Origin of the sequence: Halomonas sp. H10-9-1 (assembly GCF_040147005.1) — a bacterium.
Taxonomy (GTDB): Bacteria; Pseudomonadota; Gammaproteobacteria; order Pseudomonadales; family Halomonadaceae; genus Halomonas.
This window is the reverse complement of the sequence record NZ_JAMSHO010000001.1, coordinates 2862250-2881674: the sequence shown is the minus strand read 5'-3', so window position 1 is coordinate 2881674 and position 19425 is coordinate 2862250. Positions and strand designations below refer to the sequence as shown.

Here is a 19425-nt window from a genome sequence, read left to right as displayed (position 1 = left end):
CCGGCAATGTCCCGCCGGCGCGGACAGCGTCAACTCGCGATGAGCCCGGGACTCAGCGGTAGGTGGCGTCGAGGCGCTTGCGCAGTTCGTTCTTCTGCACCTTGCCCATGGTGTTGCGGGGCAGGCTGTCGACGAAGAAGACCCGCTTGGGCTGCTTGTACCTGGCCAGGCGGTCGTGCAGGTGCTCGAGCACCTCGCCCTCGGTGAGCGCAGCGCCGGCCTCGGGCACCACCACTGCGGTGACTCCTTCACCCAAGTCGGGGTGAGGCAGGCCGATCACCGCCGACTCCACCACGCCCTCGAGCTCGTCGATCACCTGCTCCACCTCCTTGGGGTAGACGTTGAAGCCGCCGGAGATCACCAGGTCCTTGTCGCGGCCGACGATCTGCACATAGCCGTGCTCGTCCACCAGGGCCAGGTCGCCGGTGATGAAGAAGCCGTCCTCGAGCAGCTCCTCGCGGGTCTTCTCGGGCATGCGCCAGTAGCCGATGAAGACGTTGGGTCCGCGCACCTGGAGCATGCCGATCTCGCCGGCCGGCACCTCGTCGCCGCTCTCGCGGTCGGTGATGCGGATCTCCACCCCGGGCAGCGGCTGGCCCACGGTGCCGGCGCGGCGCGCGCCGGCATAGGGATTGGAGATGTTCATGTTGGTCTCGGTCATGCCGTAGCGCTCGAGGATGGCGTGGCCGGTCTTCTCCTCGAAGGCCTGGTGGGTCTCGGCGGTGAGCGGCGCCGAGCCGGAGACGAACAGGCGCATCCTGGCGGTGGCCTCGGGGGTGAGGCGCGCGTCGGCCACCAGCCGGGTATAGAAGGTGGGCACGCCCATCAGCACCGTGCCGCGGGGCATCTCAGCGAAGATCACGTCGGCGTCGAACTTCGCCAGGAAGTGCATGCTGGCGCCGGCCATCAGGGTGACGTTGCAGGCCACGAAGAGGCCGTGGGTGTGGAAGATCGGCAGGGCATGGATCAGCCGGTCGTTCTCGCTGAAGCGCCACGCCTCCAGCAGGGTGGCGGCGTTGGAGCCCAGGTTGCGGTGGGTGAGCATGGCGCCCTTGGAGCGCCCGGTGGTGCCCGAGGTGTAGAGGATGGCGGCCAGGTCGTTCTCCTCGCGGGGCTCCACCGCCTCGCGGGGGGTGGCCGCGGCGGCCGCTTCCATCAGGCTGCCATCGGCGGCGGTGCCCAGGGTACGGACCTCGGGGCAGCCGGTTTCCCCGGCAATGGCGAGCGCCTCCTCGAGGGCCGCGGGGCGGCAGACGAATAGCGCCGGCTCGGCATCCCCCAGGAAGTAGCGGATCTCGTCTCCGGTATAGCCGGTGTTGAGCGGCAGGTAGACGGCGCCGACACGCAGGGTGGCCAGGTAGAGCAGGATCGCCTCGGGACTCTTGTCGACCTGCACCGCCACCCGGTCGCCCGGTGCCACGCCCAGCGTGACCAGGGCGCCGGCCAGGCTTGCGCTCGCGACCAGGGCGTCGGCATGGGAGTAGCGGCGCCCCTCGGGGGTGGTGATGAAGTCGGCGTCGCCGCGTTCTTGCATGCGGCGGGCGAAGGTCTCGAACAGGTTGTGGCTCATTTGCTTGTCTCTCCTTTGGCCTGCTTCCTGGCCTTGCGCACGAGGTCCTTCACCTCGCTTGAGCAGGCCACGGCTCCATGGGCCGTGTAGTTCTCGTGATTACGCTCGATATCGCTGAGCACGTAGAGGTAGTTGACCATCAGGCCGGCGCCCTGCTCGAGCCCCTTGGCCGAGACGTCGCCGAGCCAGTTGATGCGGTGCAGCTCGGCGCCGTTGCCCAGATGGAAGCGGGCCACCGGGTTGAGCGGGAGTCCGCGGGCGTTCTTCTCCTCGGCGAGATAGCGCGCCGCCAGCGGCCGGAGGCGAGCCTTGAGCGCCTCGCTGAGCTCGCTGTCCCGGTGCCAGCCGGGCTCCTCCAGCGAAGCCAGTGCCTCGCGGGTGGCCGCCGGCAGGCTCGCGTCGTTGCGCCGTTCGGCCAGCCACTGGGCGAGGCCCGGTACCGGCGAGAGGGTCACGAAATGCTTCAACTGGGGCAGCTCCTGCTTGAGCTCCTGCACTACCTGCTTGATCAGGAAGTTGCCGAAGGAGATGCCGCGCAGCCCCACCTGGCAGTTGCTGATGCCGAAGAAGGCGGCGGTATCGGCCTCCTCGGGCTCCTCCACGCGACTCTCCTCACCGCTCTCCTCGCCGGCCAGGATGGGCTGGATGCGGGCCGGCAGCCCCTTGCACAGGGCCACCTCCACGAAGATCAGCGGCTCGTCGCCGATCGCCGGGTGGAAGAAGGCGAAACAGCGCCGGTCACGGGCATCCAGGCGGCGGCGCAGGTCGTCCCAGTCGCGGATCTCGTGCACCGCCTCGTAGCGGATGATCTTCTCGAGGATCGAGGCCGGGGTGTTCCAGTCGATGCGCTTGAGCATCAGGAAGCCGCGGTTGAACCAGGAGCCGAACAGATGGGCGAAGTCGCTGTCGATGGCGGCCAGCTCGGGATGCTCGCGCAGCAGGCCGAGCAGGTGCTCGCGCATGCGCACCAGCGAGTAGGTGCCGTCGCTGGCCAGGTTGAGGCGCCGGAACAGCTCCTGGCGGCGCGGCTCGCAGGCCTCGAACAGCGCCTCCAGGGTGGCGTTGTCGCGGCTCTCGCGATAGGCCGCGTAGGCGGCGTCGATGGTCGCCGGCTCGGCGGCGAACTCCGCGCCCAGGCGGGCGAAGAAGGCCGGGCGCTGCTCTTCGGCGAGGCACTCGTACATGTCCAGGGCGCGGCTGGCCAGGGCGATGCTCGAGGCCTCACCGTCGCTCGCCAGCAGGGCATGGCAGGCGGCTGCCAGGTCCTCGTGGTCAAGCGACTCGCCACTCCTGCGCCGGCGCCGCCGCAGGGCGTCGCGCCGGGTGATGTTGTTGAACAGCTCCTGCAGGAAGGTCATGTTCATGGCGTTGGTTCCCTCAGCCCATCAGCAGGTCGGGCAGCCACAGGGCGATACCCGGGAAGAAGCACAGCAGGATGATCGCCAGCACCATGCACAGGGCATAGGGGAGGCTGCCTATCAGGATATCGCGCAGCGAGATGTCCGGCGCGATCCCCTTGATGATGAACAGGTTGAGCCCCACCGGCGGGGTGATCAGGCCGATCTCCAGGTTGATGGTCAGCACTACCGATTCAGGGCGAACGCTTCGGCGACTTCGTGGCCAGCGTGCGCCAGTTGGGCCTTGGCTCGGCGTCCGGCGAGGGGACGGCGCGCTGACCCGCGGCATGGCAAGGCGCCCTCGGGCTCGACGCCGATACCCGTCAGCCCAGCAACATCGGCACTTCGCCCGCTTCGAAGGCGAGCAGCCAGCGCTTGCGGCCGATGCCGCCGGCGTAGCCGGTCATGCGACCGTCGCTGCCGATCACCCGGTGGCAGGGCACCACGATGGAGATGGGGTTTCTGCCATTGGCGGCGCCTACCGCGCGCTGGCCGCCCTTGCTGCTGAGCTGCTCGGCGATCTCGGCGTAGTTGCGGGTCTCCCCAAAGGGAATCGCTTCGAGCGCGGCCCATACCCGGCGCTGGAAGTCGGTGCCTTGGGGGGCCAGCGGCAGGTCGAAGTCGCGGCGGGTGCCGGCGAAGTATTCGGTCAGCTGCGCGCATGCCTGCGCGGTCAGGGGCCCCGGGCACGGCGGCTCGTGCTGCTCGTCGACGAAGTCGATCTCGGTGAGCCCCTCGGGGGTGGCACGGATCAGGATCAGCCCCAGGGCGTCCGCGGCCGGGGGATGATAGTAGTCGAGGGTATCGTGGTTCATGTCATGCTCCTGCCGGTGCGTTCGATATCGCGGAACCCATGACAGGAGTTTAACGCGACTCGTGGCGATGGGCTGGATGAAATCGGCCCCGCGGGCACTGCCCGCGGGGCCGATCGCATTCAGTGCTGGCGCCTCACACCAGCTCGCGGCTCTCCACGCGGGCCTGGCGGCGATCGCGTATCACGGCGCGGATGATCAGGGCCAGCACGCCGAGCGTCAGGGCCGGCCAGATCAGTACGTAGAAGGCAAACAGCGTGGTCATATGGTCGATCTCCTCCGGGTGGCGCCGGGGGTGGCCGGCGCTACCCACATGGTTGATGGGCGAATATCAGCGCTGGGTGGCGAGGCGGGCGGTCACCGGAGCCTCCTTCGGCCTCGTGGCCGGCTTGGCATCCTGCGCCGAGTCGCTGTAGTTGCCCACGCGTTCGGCGATGGTGTCGAAGTCGAAGCGCTGGCGGCTGTTCAGGCTCATCACCACGCAGACCAGGGTGCTGGTGCCGTAGGCGGTCAGTGAGGCCAGCAGCACGGTGTAGTCGCGCAGGAAGCCGGTGGCGAAGACCAGCATGGCGAGTAGCGCCAGGATGCCGGCGATAAAGCCGACGGTGCGGCCGAAGAAGCCGAATGCCATCAGGCCGATGATCACGCCACCGCCGATGCTGGCCAGCAGTTCGAAGAACAGGCCGCCGGGGCCGGCCAGGTCGACCAGCTCGAAGCGCGCCACACAGAACAGCACCATGGCGACCAGTACCGAGACGGTAAAGGCCTGGTTGGTAATGCGGTTCCAGAAGCAGCTGGCGATCACCGGGAAGACGATGGCGCCCCACAGCGCACCGACGAATACCAGCATCACCAGAATATCCAGCGAGAAGCTGGCGAAGACGATGCCCACCGCGGTGGCGATGATCATGGTCAGGCGACCGACCAGCAGCATGCGCTGAGGATCCACCTTGCCGCGGGCGATATTCTTGCCATAGACGTCGGCCATCATGATCGCCGACAGTGCCGAGAGGTCGGAGTCGGCGGTGGAGGAGAGCGAGCCGATCACCAGGATAAAGAACAGCGCGATGAAGATCGGTGGCAGGTAGCCGGAGACCATCTGCGGGATCAGGTTGTTCATGTTGCCGTTCAGCGGCTCCATGCCCAGCGTCAACGCCATCAGGCCGATCATGCCCAGGCCGATGACGATGGCGCCGTAGCCCACGGTGGCGGTCAGGAAGGTCGGCTTGATGTGATTCTCGTTCACCGCGAACAGGCGCTGGGAGATGGTCTGGTTACCGATGGCATACGCCAGCACGGCGACGAAGAAGGGAGCGCCCTGGTTGAGGATCGCCTCGCTGGAGAAGAAGCTGGTCTGCTCTGCGGTCAGGTTGTCGAGACCGGCGACTAGCTCGCTGGGGCCGCCCATGGCGAAGAACACCGCGGGAATGATCACAATGGCAATGGCCATGAGCGCCACCAGCTGGGCGAAGTCGGTGAGTACCGAGGCACGGAAGCCCGACCACAGGGTGTAGAGCAGCACGCCGACGCCGGCGATGATGACCCCGGCCTGGAAGGAGAGCGGCGAGAGCACCGAAACCAGCGCACCGGCGGCGGTGAAGTTGACCATCAGGCTGATGATGCTGCCCAGCACGTTGGAAAACGCCAGGATCAGCTGGCTGGAGCTGCCGTGGCGAGCGTGGATCAGCTCGCCCAGGGTCGCGGCGTTGGGGGCGAGCTTCCTGAAGCGTCGGCCGAACGGGTAGATGAACAGGATCATCAGGGCGCCCCACAGGCCATAGTGGATGGGGCCCGAGACGCCGTAGGTGTAGCCGGAGGTGGCGGCGGCGTAGAAGGAGGCGGCCCAGATCCAGGTGGCGGTCATGCTGGCGGCGCCGATGCCAAAGCCGATGCGGTGGTTGGAGACCATGAATTCGTCGGCACACTCCTGTTTCTTGCGAATGCCAAGCGTCAGCAGATAGGTGCCGCCGTAGAAGGCGAGCAGCAGCAGGATCACGGTCAGGCTGGAGAGTTGATATAAGGATTCGCTGTTCAAGGGCAGTCCCTCGGCAGGTGAAAAGAACACGTCGAGCATGGCGGCCGCAGCCGCATGCGTGACGCAGTGAGATGGCCGAAGCGGCTCCCGGCGCCCACGGGACAACGTGCGCCCAGGGGTTTGCCTGCGCGGCGATAGTCGGCGCTGAAGCGGGTCGTTCGGCTCGGGCGGCAGTGGCTGCCGCTAAGGCGGTATTACCCCAGCACGGGGGAGATAGGCGGAGGGCGGCGCGGCATGCAGCGGCCCTTGTCGGCGTAGTGGAGCGACATGGATTCCTTCTCGTTCGATGGCGTCGTCGACGGGCAGTCGAAGGTACGGCGATCCAGTCTGCGATGAGGCAAGACCAGGGTGGCCGGGGCGCAGGGGCCGCGGCCCTTCAGGGATCAGTTGTTGTATACATTGTCATGATCCGGAGGCTGTATACACTAACTGCCCGAATGGCGAATGTCCAATTTGCCTCGAACGCGGGGGGAATTGTCCTCAGTTCCTGGGAAAACGACCAAGTGCAGGGAGGTGCCTGCGCCGGGCCGGTTCCCGGCTTGCGGTCATGCTGCCCGCCACCACCAGCAGTGCGGCCAGTGGCAGGCGCCAGTCCGGGGTGGTCACGCCGGCCACTACCAGCAATAGCGTGGCCAGCACCGGCACGGCATGGGCCAGGTTGCCGACCCGGTGGGCGAGGGGGTCGCGCATGGCCCGGTCCCAGGCCAGCATGGCCAGGCCATAGGGGCCCAGGCCCAGGGCGGCGGTGGCCAGCAGGGCGTCACGGGAGGGCAGGGCGTGCGCGCCCTCCAGCGCCAGGCTAAGCCCGCCCACCATGGCGCTGGCGATCAGTAGCAGGTGCGGCATGCGCTCGCCCAGTCGCCAGGCCGCGACTTGGCTCGCCAGGGAGTAGAGCGCCCAGCACACCGCGCCGAGCAGCGCCAGGGCATAGCCGTCCCACGCGCCGGAGACCCCACCCGCCATGGCGCCAGGCAACACCAGCAGCGCCGCGCCGCCAAACGCTAGCCCGGCACCGACCAGGGTGTTGGCCGGCAGCCGGCCCAGTGCCAGCCTGCGGCTGGCCAGCAGGAACAGCACCGGCCAGGTGTAGAGGATCAGCGCCGTCTCCTCGGCGGGGGCCAGGGTGAAGGCCGCGAAGCATGCCCCGACCGCACCGGTGATCAGCAGTGGCACACCCAGGTAGACGAGTGCGCCGGCCAGGCGACCCAGTGGAGGAACCTCATGACGCCGCCGGCGTGCCATGGGCAGGGTGCCCAGCGCGCCGGCCAGCAGTGCCAGCGCCGAGAGGCGCAGTGGCGGAAGCTCGCCTGCCTGGGCAGCCAGCAGCGGTACCAGCGCCCACAGTACCACCGCCAGCGCCCCGGCGGCGGCGCCGAGCCAGGGAGAGTGGGTGAAATGTGAGCGCTGAAGCTGCATGGCCGCGTCTCCTGCATGGAGTGTTCGGTAACGGGTGGGTACTGGCGCCATGCTATCCATGCCATACTCATCAAGATAACGATCTTTGTTGAACTCACTCATCAAGGAGTGTGATGTGTTGAGGCGTGCCCCGACCCTCGACCTCGCCCTGCTGCGTACCCTGGTGGCGGTGGCCGATACCGGCAGCGTCACCGCCGCGGCGCGGCACCTGGCCTACACCCAGTCCACGGTGAGCATGCAGCTCTCGCGCCTGGAGGCGGTGCTGGAGGTCTCGCTTCACGAGCGCCAGGGGCGGCGCATCCGTTTCACCGCCGAGGGCGAGCGGTTGCTGGAGCATGCCCGGCGGTTGCTGGCTCTCAACGACGAGGTGCTGGCCGATATGCGTGCGCAGCGTGTTACCGGCGAGCTCAAGCTGGGGATTCCCGAGGACTATGCCCCGCTGCTGACCGCGGTGTTCTCCTGGTTTCATCAGCTCTATCCGGATGTCGGCTTGCAGGTTACCTGCGGCGTCAGTGCCGAGCTGGTGGGGCGCGTGCGCGCCGACGAGCTGGATCTGGCGCTGGTGACTCGCCAGCGGTGTTCGCCGGGCGGCGAGGTGATTCGCCGTGAGCCCCTGGTCTGGGCGGTGGGGCTGGAGCGTCAGCCGCTGCTCGTCGACCCCTTGCCGCTGGCGCTCTACTCGCCGGGAGCGGATCTTTTCCGCGAGGTGGCGGAGGACGCGCTGGTGGCCGCTGGACGCGACTGGCGAGTGGCCTACACCAGCCAGTCCATGGCGGGCCTTTCTCCGGTGGTGCAGGCAGGGCTGGCCATCGTGGTGGTCACCCGCAGCATGCTCGGCCCCCAGCTGCGCGCCCTGGACGAGTCCAGCGGCCTGCCGACACTGCCGGCGGTGGAGCTGGCCCTGCATCGTGCCGCCCGACGCCCCACTGAGCCGGCCCGGCGCCTGGCCGAGCTGATCCGTGAAGAGCTGGCGCCAGCCAGAATGAGCTGGGTCAGCCGGGAGGAGCTGGGTCGATAGGGGTTGGCTCGATAGGGAGATGTCCGAGCGTTATACTCGGGCATTCAGCCATTGGCCGTGATCGCCGCTACCGGAGCCGCCATGTTTCCCGAGTTCAGCCTGCGCTATGCCCGCCTGCCCGAGCGCTTCTATCTGCGCTTCGCCCCGGTGCCGGTTCCCGAGCCGCGGCTGGTGGCCTTCAATCGGCCGCTGGCGGAGACGCTGGGCTTCGACCTCGACGCCTTCGATGAATCGCGTGCCGCCCAATGGTTCTCCGGCAATTGCGTGCCGGAGGGGGCCGAACCCCTCGCCCAGGCCTATGCCGGCCATCAGTTCGGGCACTTCAATCCGCGCCTCGGTGACGGCCGCGCGGTGCTGCTCGGCGAGGTCGTCGACCGCGAAGGGCGGCTGCGCGAACTCCAGCTCAAGGGGGCCGGCATGACCCCCTTCTCCCGCGGCGCCGACGGGCGCGCGCCGTTGGGCGCGGTGTTGCGCGAGTACCTGGTCAGCGAGGCGATGCACCGCCTCGGCGTGCCCACCACCCGAGCGCTGGCCGCGGTGACCACCGGCGAGCGGCTCTTCCGCCGGGTGCCGGAGCCGGGCGCGGTGCTGACCCGGGTGGCCGCGAGCCACTTGCGCGTCGGCACCTTCCAGTACTTCGCCGCCCGCGACGATCTCGAGGCGGTGACGACGCTGGCGGACATGGCCATCGAGCGCCACTATCCCGAACTGCAGGGGCCGGCTCCTGCCGGGCATCAGGAGGGTGAGCGCTACCTGGCCCTGCTCGAGGCGGTGGCCGAGCGCCAGGCGGCGCTGGTGGCGCAGTGGATGGGGCTCGGCTTCATCCATGGAGTGATGAATACCGACAACTGCGCGATCTCCGGCGAGACCATCGACTACGGGCCCTGCGCCTTCATGGAGGCCTATGATCCGGCCACGGTGTTCAGTTCCATCGACGAGGGCGGTCGCTACGCCTATCGCAACCAGCCGTGGATCGCCCAGTGGAACCTGGCGCGCCTGGCCGAGACCCTGCTGCCGCTGTTCGACGACGACCAGGAGTCGGCGATCGCCAAGGCCACCAGGGTGATCGAGGCCTACGCACCCCGCTACGAGGACGAGTGGCTGGCGGTGTTCCGAAACAAGCTGGGGCTGACCCGGGAAGAGGAGGGCGATCGCGCCCTCGCCGAGGCCTTCCTCGAGGCGATGGCCGCTGGCCGCGCCGACTTCACCCTGGCCTTCCGTGGCCTCGCCGAGGCAGTGGAAGAGGACGCCCCGGCGCTGCTCGACCTGTTCGATGGCGACACGTCTCTGCGTGCCTGGCTGCCGCGCTGGCGCGCGCGGCTGGCCCGGGAAGAGGCGTCGCCGGCGGAGATCGCCGCGCGGATCCGGGCGGTGAACCCGCTCTATATCCCGCGCAACCATCAGGTGGAGCGCGTCATCGCCGCGGCCGCCGAGCACGATGACTTCGTCCCCTTCGAGGCCCTGCGCGAGGTGCTGTCCGAGCCCTTCACCGCCCAGCCCGGCCGCGAGGCCTATGCCGAACCGGCGCCGGCCGGCGAGCGGGTATTGCGCACCTTCTGCGGCACCTGAGCCGCGGCTGCCCGAAGCCGGTAGCTCAATACAGAAGAAAGACGCCCGGGTTTCCCCAGGGCGTCTCTGTATGGATCTTGTTGTCAGCGTCCTGGCCGGGCGCGCCCCGGCCAGGTGGCCTTCTTTATCGGCCAACGTTCGACTCGGCTGCTACCGCCGCGGCTGGTGTTCGGGGGTGACATCGGGTAGCTGCAGCTCACGGCTGTCGCCCATCAGGAAGGCGCGATTGGCCTCCAGCGCCTCGCGCAGGAAGTCCCACAGCAGGCGCACCCTGGCCAGCTGGCGCTGCTCCTGGCGGGCGGTGATCCAGAACTGTCGATCGACCGCGATCGCGTCTTCCAGCACCTTGAACAGGGTGGGCGACGTGCTGGCCATGAAGCAGGGCAGCACGGCAAGCCCGATGTTGTGGAGGGCGGCAGCGTGCTGGGTGGTCACGCTGGTGCTGCGCAGGGGGAAGTGGGGTGGCTGGCCTACCACCGCCGGGTCGAGCAGCGGCGCCAGGTAGCTGAGCTCCTCGCTGAAGATCAGGTCGTCCACGTAGCCGATCAGCCGGTGCCGGCCCAGTTCGGAGAGCCGTTGCGGGACCCCGTGCCGGGCGAGATAGCCCTGGCTGCCGTAGAGGCGTAACCGGTAGTCACAGAGGCGTGAGATCACCAGCCCCGGACTGACCGGGCGCTCCAGCGTGATGGCGAGATCCGCCTCGTGACGGCTCAGGTTGACCACCCGGGGCAGGGCGAGAAGCTCCAGGGTGACGCCGGGATGGCGTTCGCAGAAGGCCGAGAGCAGCGGGGCGATCACCCAGGTGCCCAGGCCCTCGGTCACTCCCAGGCGGATCTGGCCGCTGATCTGATGGTTCTTGTCGGTCAGGCTCTCGCCGGCCTCGAAGGCGTGGCGGGCCATCTCCTCGGCATGGGCGAGCAGCTGCTGGCCGGCCTCGGTGAGATGGTAGCCGTGGGTGCTGCGCTCGAAGAGCTGGGTGTTGAGTTTCTGCTCGAAGCGCCGCGTGCGTCGCGACAGGGTGGAGTGGTCCAGCCCCAGGCGACGGGCGGCGTCGGTGAGCCGCTGGCTGCGCGCCACCTCGAGAAAGATCTGGATGTCGTGCCAGTCAAGCATCGGGCGAACTCCCGCCGGCTCTTGCCAGTTTATGGTTGTGCGTCAGTGCACAAGCAATGTGCCTGAGTGCCCGTTGTCACGCCATGCGACCTCTGGATAGACTCTTCTTCATAGTCTTCCGTGTTTTTATACACACAAAGTCTAATGCCGGGTGGCCGCAGCGAACGCCGCAGCGCTCCACAACAATAAGCCAGCCCCCCGACAGCGACAGCATCCAGAGGAGTATGCTCATGTCAGTCCGCGAAATCCCCATGTATATCGATGGCCAGCCCGTCCAGTCCCAGAGCCAGGAGTGGCGCGACGTGGTCAACCCGGCAACCCAGGAAGTGGTCGCCCGGGTGCCGTTCTGCACCGCCGAGGAGGTCGAGCGGGCCGTGGCCAGCGCCAAGGAGGCCTTCAAGACCTGGCGCAAGGTGCCGCTGGGCAAGCGCATGCGCATCATGCTCAAGCTGCAGGCGCTGATCCGCGAGCACACCGACGAGCTGGCCGCGTTGATCACCGAGGAACACGGCAAGACCCTGCCCGACGCCGTCGGAGAGGTGGGGCGTGGCCTGGAAGTGGTGGAGCACGCCTGCTCGATCACCTCCCTGCAGCTGGGCGAGCTGGCCGAGAACGTCGCCAACGAGGTGGACGTCTACACCATGCACCAGCCGCTGGGCGTGGGTGCCGGCATCACCGCCTTCAACTTCCCCATCATGCTGCCCTGCTTCATGTTCCCGCTGGCCATCGCCACCGGTAACACCTTCGTGCTCAAGCCCTCCGAGCAGGACCCCAGCTCCTCCATGCGCCTGGTCGAGCTGGCCCACGAGGCGGGCGTGCCGGCCGGGGTGCTCAACGTGGTCCACGGTGGACCCGATGTGGCTAACCAGATCGCCGACCACCAGGACATCAAGGCCCTTTCCTTCATCGGCTCCACCCATGTGGGCTCGCTGCTCTACAACCGCGCCGCCGCCGCCGGCAAGCGCATGCAGTCGATGATGGGCGCCAAGAACCACTGTGTCGTGATGCCCGATGCCAACCGCAGCCAGGCCATCAACAACCTGCTGGGCTCCGCCTTCGGTGCCGCCGGCCAGCGCTGCATGGCCAACTCCGTGGTGGTGCTGGTCGGCGAAGCCCGCGAATGGCTCGACGATATCGTCGAGGGCGCTCGCAACATGAAGGTGGGCCCCGGCACCCAGACCGACGCCGATCTCGGCCCGCTGGTCTCTCCCCAGGCCAAGGAGCGTGTGGAGCGCCTGATTACCGCCGGCGAGAAGGAGGGCGCCAGCCTGCTGGTCGATGGCCGTGGCTACCAGGTGGAGGGCTACCCGAACGGCAATTTCGTCGGCGCGACCCTGTTCGCCGACGTGACCCCGGAGATGACCATCTACCGCGAGGAGATCTTCGGCCCGGTGTTGTGTGTGGTGAGCGTCGAGACCCTCGACGAGGCGATCGAGTTCATCAACGCCAACCCCAACGGCAACGGCACCTCGATCTTCACCAACTCCGGCTGGGTGGCGCGTCGCTTCGAGGCCGATATCGACGTCGGCCAGATCGGCATCAACGTGCCGATCCCGGTGCCGGTGGCCTACTTCAGCTTCACCGGTTCGCGAGCCTCCAAGCTCGGTGACCTGGGTCCCAACGGCAAGCAGGCCATCGCCTTCTGGACCCAGACCAAGACCGTCACTGCCCGCTGGTTCGAGCCCGAGAACGTCTCCAGCGGCATCAACAGCACCATCTCGCTGGGCTGACAACCTCCGCCCGGTAACAAGCGCGCCCCCGCCTCGAGAGAGGCGGGGGCGCTGTCGTTGTGGCCGAGAAGCGGCGCTTGGTCGTGGAGGGGCACCGGCGGCGCTGGTGTATACGCCCTGCGCGCGGCGGGGCAGCCGCGCTTTGATTCGTTAGCGTGCACCTCTTACCATATGCGAATGCTCGACGCCGAGTCGGCCGCCCGACGTCGAGAGCTTCACGAGAGCTTCAAGGGCCGAAGGCTTGGCCGCTATCCAGCAGGCACCTGCCTGCGTTCTCCCAACGCTCCGGTTGACGCCGTAGAGCAAACACCAAAGGTGACACGATGCGCGCGAAGCGAAGGATCAAGTCTGCCATCGGCCGCTGGGCGGCGATCGCGTCTACCCTGTTGTTGGCGGCGTGCAGCCACTCAATGGGGATAGAGGACGCGCAGCGACAGGCGCAGAAACCGGATAACTCCCTGATGCGGGTCATTAGCGGCGACGTGTGGTATCGCGAGCGTATCGCGCTGCCCCCCGGCGCCGAGCTGACCGTGACTCTTGAGGACCAGTCGCGTGCGGACGCGCCCGCCACCATCCTCACCGACTACACCCATACTGTCGATGGGACTCCGCCCCCGTACCCTTTTCGCCTGGTGTTCAACCCCGCGGTTATCGATGAGCGCATGACCTACGGATTACGAGCCCGAATCGAGCACAATGGCGATCTGCTTTTCATCAGCACACAGCACATTGATCCGTTTGCCGGCAAGCCCGGCGATCCGGTACGTATCCGGGTGTCGCAGCCGTGATCGCGATCCCCGCGCGATGCCGAGAGGTGCGTAGCGGGGCATCGTGACTTCAGCGGGGCGACGAAAGGCGAGTACGGCATATCTTGATCTCGGTGGTGACGTTGACGTTAACTGAAAGGCGTGCCGTAACCGCAACTCCAACTCCAACTCCAACTCCAACTCCAACTCCAACTCCAACTCCAACTCCAACTCCAACTCCAACTCCAACTCCAACTCCAACTCCAACACAAGGCCCTCCATGACCGCGCCCATCAGCCGTTTCCCCGTTCCCGAATCGATCCACGACCTGCCCGAGGACATCCGCGACGCCATACTGGCGGTACAGGAGAAGGCCGGTTTCGTGCCCAACGTCTTCCTGATGCTGGCCCACCGCCCGGCGGAGTTCCGTGCCTTCTTCGCCTACCACGACGCCCTGATAGAGCGAGAGTCCGATACGCTGACCAAGGCGGAGAAGGAGATGATCGTGGTGGCCACCAGCGCCCGCAACCGCTGCCTCTACTGTGTGGTGGCCCACGGTGCGCTGGTGCGTATCTACGGCAAGGACCCGCTGCTGGCCGACCAGGTCGCCATCAACCACCGCACCGCGCCGATCAGCGAGCGTCATCGCACCATGCTGGATTTCGCCATGTATTGCGGACTCGAGGTGGGGGAGCTCACCGACGAGTGGGAGGAGCGACTGACAGCCGCCGGTTTCACCCGCGACGATATCTGGGATATCGGCGCCATCGCCGCCTTCTTCGGCCTCTCCAACCGGCTGGTCACCCTGACCGGCACCCCGCCCAACGAGGAGTTCTACCTGATGGGGCGAGTGCCGCGGGAGAAGTGAGCCGGTGACGGCTCACTCAATCGTCAGATAAAGGGTACGAAGGGGACGCCGCTGCATCCGGAAAGGGTAAGCGCGAGAATGCTGACTGGGCATAGCTTCCACATGGTGTCTCTCCTGTTGGGGGGCTTTCGCTCGCTATTGCCTCAGGCCTCGGCGGAGCTTTCTGTCTGCCAACCTTGCCGCGATTACCCATGTCGCATGAACGAGCCAGGGAGCTTCCCTAGCTTTGGCATCGGGCATCGGGCATCGGGCATCGGGCATCGGGCATCGGGCGCTCCGGATCGGGGTGGTCCTCGGGTCAGCGCGACGCTATGATGCCTCCGATCATGCCTTTGTGCGAGGCGTGACCAAACCTCATCCACTTGTCGCCAGGGGAGTCTCGCCGTATTCGCCGGGGCTGAGAGAGCAGATAGTGCTGACCCTGGAACCTGATCCGGTTCACACCGGCGGAGGAAGTGCGACATGCCCTACCTGACGTCTGCCGTGCTCGGTGCGGCGCTGCTGTGCTTTGCTTTCCTGGGCCTGCGGGCCCGTCGGGCCGATGGCCCCCTCGATGACTACGTGACCGCCCGCAACTCCCAGGGCGCCCAGGCCATCGGCCTGTCGTTCCTGGCTTCCGGCATGGGCGCCTGGATCCTCTTCGCGCCGCCGGAGATCGGCGCCTTCGTGGGACCGCTGGCGCTGGCCGGCTATGCCATCGGTTCCTCGCTGCCCTTTATCGTGCTGGGGCTCTACGGCCCGGCGATCCGTCGCCACCTGCCCGAGGGACGCAGCATCGGCGAGTTTGCCGAGGCTTGCTACGGCGCTGGGGTGCGGCGCTGGGTGTCCTGCGTGTCGGTGGCCTACATGGCCTGCTTTCTGGCCGCCGAGCTGACCGCTATCGGTGGCATCGCCGCGCTGCTCTCCGATGTGCCGCCGTCGCTGGTGATCCTGGGCGTGGCGCTGGTGACCCTGGTCTATACCTCCCTGGGCGGGCTGCGGGCCAGCCTGGCCACCGATCGCTGGCAGGCCTGGCTGCTGTTGGCGCTGCTGGTGCTGGTCGGTGGTGTCGCCTGGTGGTGGCTGCCGCCGATGCCCGCCGGGGCTGTGATGCCGGCGATTCCGATGGGCAGTGCGCTGTCGGTATCGCTGACCCTGGTGATCGCCGTCACCGCGGCCAACCTCTTTCACCAGGGCTACTGGCAGCGTATCTGGGCCGCCGAGGACGCTCGCGCCCTGGGCCGCGGGGCGCTGCTGGGCGGGGCCAGCAGCCTGGTGGTGGTGATGGCCATCGGTGGCCTGGGGATGCTGGCGGCGATGCACGCGCTGCCGCTGGGCGAGCCGCCGATCCCGTTCTTTGCCCTGCTCTCCGCCGCGCCAGACTGGCTGGGGCTGCCGGCGCTGGTGCTGGCGGTGACGCTGGTGGCCTCCAGCGTGGATACCCTGCAGAACGCCATCGCCTCCATGGCGGTGGCCAGCTCCGGCCGGCGTGGGCTCTCGGTGCGCGCGGCGCGCTGGGTGACGGTGGCACTGATGGTGCCGGTGGTCTGGGTGGCCCTGCAGGGCTTCTCGGTGCTGCGCCTCTTCCTGATCGCCGACCTGCTGTGTGCCGCCATCCTGCTGCCGGTGCTGTTGGGGCTGTGGCGGCGCATGTCACCGCTGGCGGCGGTGGCCGGCGGCCTGGCCGGCCTGGCCGGTGCCGTGCTGCCGGGCTGGATCAGTCACGGTAGCCTGAGCGCCGGCGTGCTGGCCGCCACCTTCCCGGGCAGCATCCCGACGCTGCCGCCCTTCCTGGGGGCCCTGGTCGCCTCTACTCTGGTCAGTCTGCTGATCGCCTGGTGGCGCCCGGGCGTCCGATATGACGTGAGCAAGGAGCAAGGCTGATGACGACACGTACCGAGTGGAGCGCCTGGGCCGCCGAGCGCAAGACGGCATCTATCACCGATTGGCTGCGCGAGCTCAGCGAGCCCGACTGGTCGGCCACCGTGAACCATGCGCTGTTCGATGCGCTGGCCGAGGGGCGGCTATCGGGTGATGACTTCGCTGCCTACATGGTGCAGGACTATGGCTTCGTGGATCCCTTCACCGCCCTGATCGGCCACGCCATCGGCCGGGCGCCGGGCATGGAGGACAGGGTGGTACTGGGGCAGTTCATGGGCATGCTGACCAGTGATGAGAACAGCACCTTCCAACGTACCTTCGAGGCCTTCGGCGTGCCCGCCGCAACGCGGGAGGCGCCGGACTACCTGCCCGAGACCCAGGCCTTCCAGGCACTGCTGCGCGAGATCGGCGCTGGCGGCGACTACGCCGAGGTCCTGGCGGCGCTGGTGGTCACCGAGTGGATCTATCTGGAGTGGGCGCTGCGCATTACCCGCGCCGCGGGGCTGCACCCGCTGGTGGAGGAGTGGATCGACCTGCACGACAACCCCGCCTTCCAGGACTTCGTGGCGTGGCTGCGCCGTCGCCTGGACGAGGCGGCGGCAGGGCTCGATGACGCCGCCTTCACCCGCATGGCCGAATGCTTCCGGGAGACCGTGGCCAGGGAGCGCGCCTTCCATGACGCGGTGATGCCGCGCTGAGCGAAGCAGTCGCCATGCCCGCGTTGCTTGCGGTGGGCTTTGCTTTCGGGGAAGAGGGGAGGCGCCCCTCAGTCGAGGAAGAGATCGGCGGGGAGCCCGAAGCGCTGGCTCAGGGCCTTGATCTGGCGAACGTTCAGGCGGCGCTTGCCGTTCAGGATCTCCGAGATCACCGACTGGGTGCCGACTTCCGGCAGGCTCGACTGGTCGAGGCCATGCCACTGCATCAGGTGGCGGAGCATGTCGGCCCCCCTCACCTCCGGCATCGGGCGATTGGCATCGTCGTACTCCTCGATGAGGTCACCCATGTGGGAAGCAAGGCTTGCCAAGGGGTGTTCCTCGTCGTCACCGACCAGCTCCAGCAGCTCATCGAGCGCTGCGACAAGGGCGTCGTAGTCATCTTCCGATTCCGGGGCGTTGAGCAGGGGGGCCACGAAGCGCCAGTGGGCGGCCGCCTGTTGGACGATGCTGGTCATGTTCACTCCTTCCAGGTGCCCCTGTCGTATTCGGTGTGGTCGAGGACGTGCTGGATATAGACCTTCCTGAACCGATAGTGCACCACGGCGATGAGGCGAATCTTGTTGCCACCGATATCGAAGACATGTTGTCGGCCGACCTTGTCGGTGGCGGGAAACAGCGCCTTCATCTCGGCAAAGCTGCCAGGCTCGCTCGACTTCATCAGCCGATACCAGGCATCCAGGGCAGAGGCGGCCTGGGGCCATTTCTGCTTGGCTTCCCAGATGCGCTTCTGGGTGATGACATGCATGGCGGTTGCTCTATCGCATTCTGCGATAAAGAGTAGTCGTCTCCGCTTCATGTGGCAAGGTTGGCAGGTCGTCCATGGACAGCCCCATGAGTTGCGGTCCACCCTCTGAAGGTCACGTCATCTTCACAGGAGCCCTGCCATGAGCGATACCCCGAAGGATCCCCGTCGTCGTTATTCCGCCCCGGTGGTGGATGGCCCCGGCAAGGCGGCCAGCCGCGCCATGCTGCGCGCGGTGGGCTTTGGCGACGAGGACTTCGCCAAGCCCCAGGTGGGCATCGCCTCGACCTGGAGCAACCTCACCCCCTGCAACAGCCATATCGACGAGCTGGCGCGCCATGCCAGCGCCGGTGCCGACGCCGCCGGCGGCAAGGGGGTGATCTTCAACACCATCACCATCTCCGACGGCATCGCCAACGGCACCGAGGGCATGAAGTACTCGCTGGTATCGCGTGAGGTGATCGCCGATTCCATCGAGACGGTGGCCGGCTGCGAGGGCTTCGACGGCCTGGTGGCCATCGGCGGCTGCGACAAGAACATGCCGGGTTGCCTGATGGGGCTGGCGCGCCTCGACCGGCCGAGCGTCTTCGTCTATGGCGGGACCATCCTGCCCGGCAAGGGCCACACCGACATCGTCTCGGTGTTCGAGGCCATGGGCGCCCACTCCCGCGGCGATATCGACCTGATCGAGCTCAAGCAGATCGAGGAGACGGCGATCCCTGGGCCCGGCTCCTGCGGTGGCATGTACACCGCCAATACCATGGCCTCGGCCATCGAGGCGCTGGGCATGAGCCTGCCGGGTAGCTCGGCCCAGAACGCCGTCTCGAACGACAAGCGGGAGGACTGTAAGGCGGCGGGTGCCGCGGTACTCGCGCTGCTCGAGCATGACATCAAGCCCTCGGACATCATGACCCGAAAGGCCTTCGAGAACGCCATCAGCGTGGTGATCGCGCTGGGCGGCTCTACGAATGCGGTGCTGCACCTGATCGCCATGGCCCGCACCATCGGCGTCGAGCTCTCCCTCGAGGACTTCACCGCCATCGGCAAGCGCGTGCCGGTGGTGGCCGACCTGCGACCCAGCGGCCACTACATGATGAGCGAGCTGGTGGCGATCGGCGGCATCCAGCCGCTGATGAAGACGCTGCTCGACGCCGGCCTGCTGCATGGCGACTGCCTGACGGTGACCGGGAAGAGCCTGGCCGAGAACCTGGCGAGCGTCGCCCACTATCCCGACGACCAGGCGATCATCGCGGCACTGGACACGCCGATCAAGGCCGAGAGCCACCTGCGCATCCTGTACGGCAACCTGGCCCCGGAAGGGGCGGTGGCCAAGATCACCGGCAAGGAGGGCACGCGCTTTTCCGGCACCGCCCGAGTGTTCGGCTCCGAGGAGGAGGCCCAGGCGCGTATCAACGATGGCAGCGTGGTGGCCGGCGACGTGGTGGTGATCCGCTACGAGGGGCCCAGGGGTGGCCCCGGCATGCGCGAGATGCTCACGCCTACCTCGGCGATCATGGGCCGGGGGCTCGGCAGCGAGGTGGCGCTGATCACCGACGGACGCTTCTCCGGCGGCAGCCATGGCTTCGTAGTGGGCCACGTCACGCCCGAGGCCTTCGACGGCGGCCCCCTGGCGCTGGTCGAGAACGGTGATGTGATCACCATCGATGCCGAGGCCGATACCATCGATGTTGCGCTCTCCGACGAGGAGCTGATGCGTCGCCGTGCGGCCTGGCGCCAGCCCGAACCGCGCTATGCGCGCGGGGTGCTGGCCAAGTACGCCCGCACGGTGAGCTCGGCCAGCACCGGGGCGGTGACCGACTCTCCGGGGTAGCG

At 67.5% G+C, this 19425-nt stretch carries 17 protein-coding genes, 1 pseudogene and 1 riboswitch; of the genes and pseudogenes, 8 read left to right on the top strand and 10 right to left on the bottom strand.

Annotation, left to right across the window (positions count from 1 at the left end):
* Nucleotides 1-52 precede the first annotated feature (52 nt).
* From NFH66_RS13220 to NFH66_RS13190, 7 genes and pseudogenes are all read right to left on the bottom strand, one after another.
* A complete protein-coding gene (locus tag NFH66_RS13220) occupies nt 53-1570 on the bottom strand; it encodes a malonate--CoA ligase (RefSeq protein ID WP_349610683.1) in 1518 nt (505 codons plus the stop codon).
* Nucleotides 1567-2934, bottom strand: coding sequence for a malonyl-CoA decarboxylase (locus NFH66_RS13215; protein ID WP_349610682.1), 1368 nt, complete (start codon nt 2932-2934; stop codon nt 1567-1569). The genes NFH66_RS13220 and NFH66_RS13215 overlap by 4 nt, the downstream gene beginning before the upstream one ends.
* Before the next feature lie 13 nt (nt 2935-2947).
* Nucleotides 2948-3160, bottom strand: a pseudogene (locus NFH66_RS13210) (TRAP transporter large permease subunit); the annotation flags it as partial.
* Nucleotides 3161-3290: 130 nt separating this feature from the next.
* Complete coding sequence (locus NFH66_RS13205) at nt 3291-3782, bottom strand: methylated-DNA--[protein]-cysteine S-methyltransferase (protein ID WP_349610681.1); 492 nt, start codon at nt 3780-3782, stop codon at nt 3291-3293.
* 133 nt (nt 3783-3915) lie between these two features.
* Nucleotides 3916-4044, bottom strand: coding sequence for a putative transporter small subunit (locus NFH66_RS13200; protein ID WP_349610680.1), 129 nt, complete (start codon nt 4042-4044; stop codon nt 3916-3918).
* 66 nt (nt 4045-4110) lie between these two features.
* Nucleotides 4111-5814: a sodium:solute symporter family protein gene (locus NFH66_RS13195; protein ID WP_349610679.1), complete on the bottom strand. Its 1704-nt coding sequence runs from the start codon at nt 5812-5814 to the stop codon at nt 4111-4113.
* 480 nt (nt 5815-6294) lie between these two features.
* On the bottom strand, nt 6295-7230 hold the full coding sequence (locus NFH66_RS13190) for an EamA family transporter (protein WP_349610678.1): 936 nt from the start codon (nt 7228-7230) through the stop codon (nt 6295-6297).
* 118 nt (nt 7231-7348) lie between these two features.
* On the opposite strand from NFH66_RS13190, the gene NFH66_RS13185 reads away from it, so the two are divergent.
* The gene (locus NFH66_RS13185; protein WP_349610677.1) at nt 7349-8248 is read left to right on the top strand and encodes a LysR substrate-binding domain-containing protein; all 900 of its coding nucleotides are present in this window, start codon (nt 7349-7351) and stop codon (nt 8246-8248) included.
* A gap of 81 nt (nt 8249-8329) precedes the next feature.
* The gene (locus NFH66_RS13180) at nt 8330-9817 is read left to right on the top strand and encodes a protein adenylyltransferase SelO (protein WP_349610676.1); all 1488 of its coding nucleotides are present in this window, start codon (nt 8330-8332) and stop codon (nt 9815-9817) included.
* A gap of 150 nt (nt 9818-9967) precedes the next feature.
* Here NFH66_RS13180 and NFH66_RS13175 read toward each other — a convergent pair whose 3' ends face one another.
* Nucleotides 9968-10930 (bottom strand): LysR family transcriptional regulator, encoded by a 963-nt coding sequence (locus tag NFH66_RS13175; protein ID WP_349610675.1) that lies wholly within the window; start codon nt 10928-10930, stop codon nt 9968-9970.
* A gap of 230 nt (nt 10931-11160) precedes the next feature.
* Between NFH66_RS13175 and NFH66_RS13170 the strand changes: the two genes are divergently transcribed.
* From NFH66_RS13170 to NFH66_RS13150, 5 genes are all read left to right on the top strand, one after another.
* A complete protein-coding gene (locus NFH66_RS13170; RefSeq protein WP_349610674.1) occupies nt 11161-12660 on the top strand; it encodes a CoA-acylating methylmalonate-semialdehyde dehydrogenase in 1500 nt (499 codons plus the stop codon).
* A 323-nt stretch (nt 12661-12983) separates the two neighbouring features.
* On the top strand, nt 12984-13448 hold the full coding sequence (locus tag NFH66_RS13165) for a YbaY family lipoprotein (RefSeq protein WP_299233619.1): 465 nt from the start codon (nt 12984-12986) through the stop codon (nt 13446-13448).
* Between the two features lie 238 nt (nt 13449-13686).
* Nucleotides 13687-14274 (top strand): peroxidase-related enzyme, encoded by a 588-nt coding sequence (locus tag NFH66_RS13160; RefSeq protein ID WP_349610673.1) that lies wholly within the window; start codon nt 13687-13689, stop codon nt 14272-14274.
* A gap of 360 nt (nt 14275-14634) precedes the next feature.
* Nucleotides 14635-14747, top strand: a riboswitch (TPP riboswitch).
* Entirely contained in the window at nt 14737-16137 is a 1401-nt protein-coding gene (locus NFH66_RS13155; protein ID WP_299233628.1) for a sodium:solute symporter family transporter, read from the top strand. It overlaps the preceding riboswitch by 11 nt.
* Nucleotides 16137-16832 carry a TenA family protein gene (locus NFH66_RS13150; protein ID WP_349610672.1) on the top strand — a complete coding sequence of 232 codons (696 nt, stop codon included), beginning with the start codon at nt 16137-16139 and terminating at the stop codon, nt 16830-16832. Before NFH66_RS13155 ends, NFH66_RS13150 begins: the two co-directional genes overlap by 1 nt.
* Nucleotides 16833-16900: 68 nt before the next feature.
* Here the strand turns inward: NFH66_RS13150 and NFH66_RS13145 are convergent, their stop codons facing one another.
* Nucleotides 16901-17305: a helix-turn-helix domain-containing protein gene (locus NFH66_RS13145; RefSeq protein ID WP_349610671.1), complete on the bottom strand. Its 405-nt coding sequence runs from the start codon at nt 17303-17305 to the stop codon at nt 16901-16903.
* A gap of 2 nt (nt 17306-17307) precedes the next feature.
* Complete coding sequence (locus NFH66_RS13140) at nt 17308-17595, bottom strand: type II toxin-antitoxin system HigB family toxin (protein ID WP_349610670.1); 288 nt, start codon at nt 17593-17595, stop codon at nt 17308-17310.
* Nucleotides 17596-17734: 139 nt separating this feature from the next.
* Here NFH66_RS13140 and ilvD point away from each other — a divergent pair, with 139 nt between their 5' ends.
* Nucleotides 17735-19423, top strand: a complete 1689-nt coding sequence (gene ilvD, locus NFH66_RS13135; RefSeq protein WP_349610669.1) for a dihydroxy-acid dehydratase — start codon at nt 17735-17737, stop codon at nt 19421-19423.
* Nucleotides 19424-19425: the final 2 nt, after the last annotated feature.

Excerpts from the sequence above, each read along its gene's own strand:
- NFH66_RS13155 (WP_299233628.1), top strand. The coding sequence starts at position 14,737 with ATGCCCTACCTGACGTCTGCCGTGCTCGGTGCGGCGCTGCTGTGCTTT.
- NFH66_RS13160 (WP_349610673.1), top strand. The coding sequence starts at position 13,687 with ATGACCGCGCCCATCAGCCGTTTCCCCGTTCCCGAATCGATCCACGAC.
- NFH66_RS13200 (WP_349610680.1), bottom strand. The coding sequence starts at position 4,044 with ATGACCACGCTGTTTGCCTTCTACGTACTGATCTGGCCGGCCCTGACG.
- NFH66_RS13215 (WP_349610682.1), bottom strand. The coding sequence starts at position 2,934 with ATGAACATGACCTTCCTGCAGGAGCTGTTCAACAACATCACCCGGCGC.
- NFH66_RS13180 (WP_349610676.1), top strand. The coding sequence starts at position 8,330 with ATGTTTCCCGAGTTCAGCCTGCGCTATGCCCGCCTGCCCGAGCGCTTC.
- NFH66_RS13190 (WP_349610678.1), bottom strand. The coding sequence starts at position 7,230 with ATGCAGCTTCAGCGCTCACATTTCACCCACTCTCCCTGGCTCGGCGCC.
- NFH66_RS13145 (WP_349610671.1), bottom strand. The coding sequence starts at position 17,305 with ATGACCAGCATCGTCCAACAGGCGGCCGCCCACTGGCGCTTCGTGGCC.
- NFH66_RS13175 (WP_349610675.1), bottom strand. The coding sequence starts at position 10,930 with ATGCTTGACTGGCACGACATCCAGATCTTTCTCGAGGTGGCGCGCAGC.
- NFH66_RS13205 (WP_349610681.1), bottom strand. The coding sequence starts at position 3,782 with ATGAACCACGATACCCTCGACTACTATCATCCCCCGGCCGCGGACGCC.
- NFH66_RS13165 (WP_299233619.1), top strand. The coding sequence starts at position 12,984 with ATGCGCGCGAAGCGAAGGATCAAGTCTGCCATCGGCCGCTGGGCGGCG.
- NFH66_RS13140 (WP_349610670.1), bottom strand. The coding sequence starts at position 17,595 with ATGCATGTCATCACCCAGAAGCGCATCTGGGAAGCCAAGCAGAAATGG.
- NFH66_RS13150 (WP_349610672.1), top strand. The coding sequence starts at position 16,137 with ATGACGACACGTACCGAGTGGAGCGCCTGGGCCGCCGAGCGCAAGACG.
- NFH66_RS13170 (WP_349610674.1), top strand. The coding sequence starts at position 11,161 with ATGTCAGTCCGCGAAATCCCCATGTATATCGATGGCCAGCCCGTCCAG.
- NFH66_RS13220 (WP_349610683.1), bottom strand. The coding sequence starts at position 1,570 with ATGAGCCACAACCTGTTCGAGACCTTCGCCCGCCGCATGCAAGAACGC.
- ilvD (WP_349610669.1), top strand. The coding sequence starts at position 17,735 with ATGAGCGATACCCCGAAGGATCCCCGTCGTCGTTATTCCGCCCCGGTG.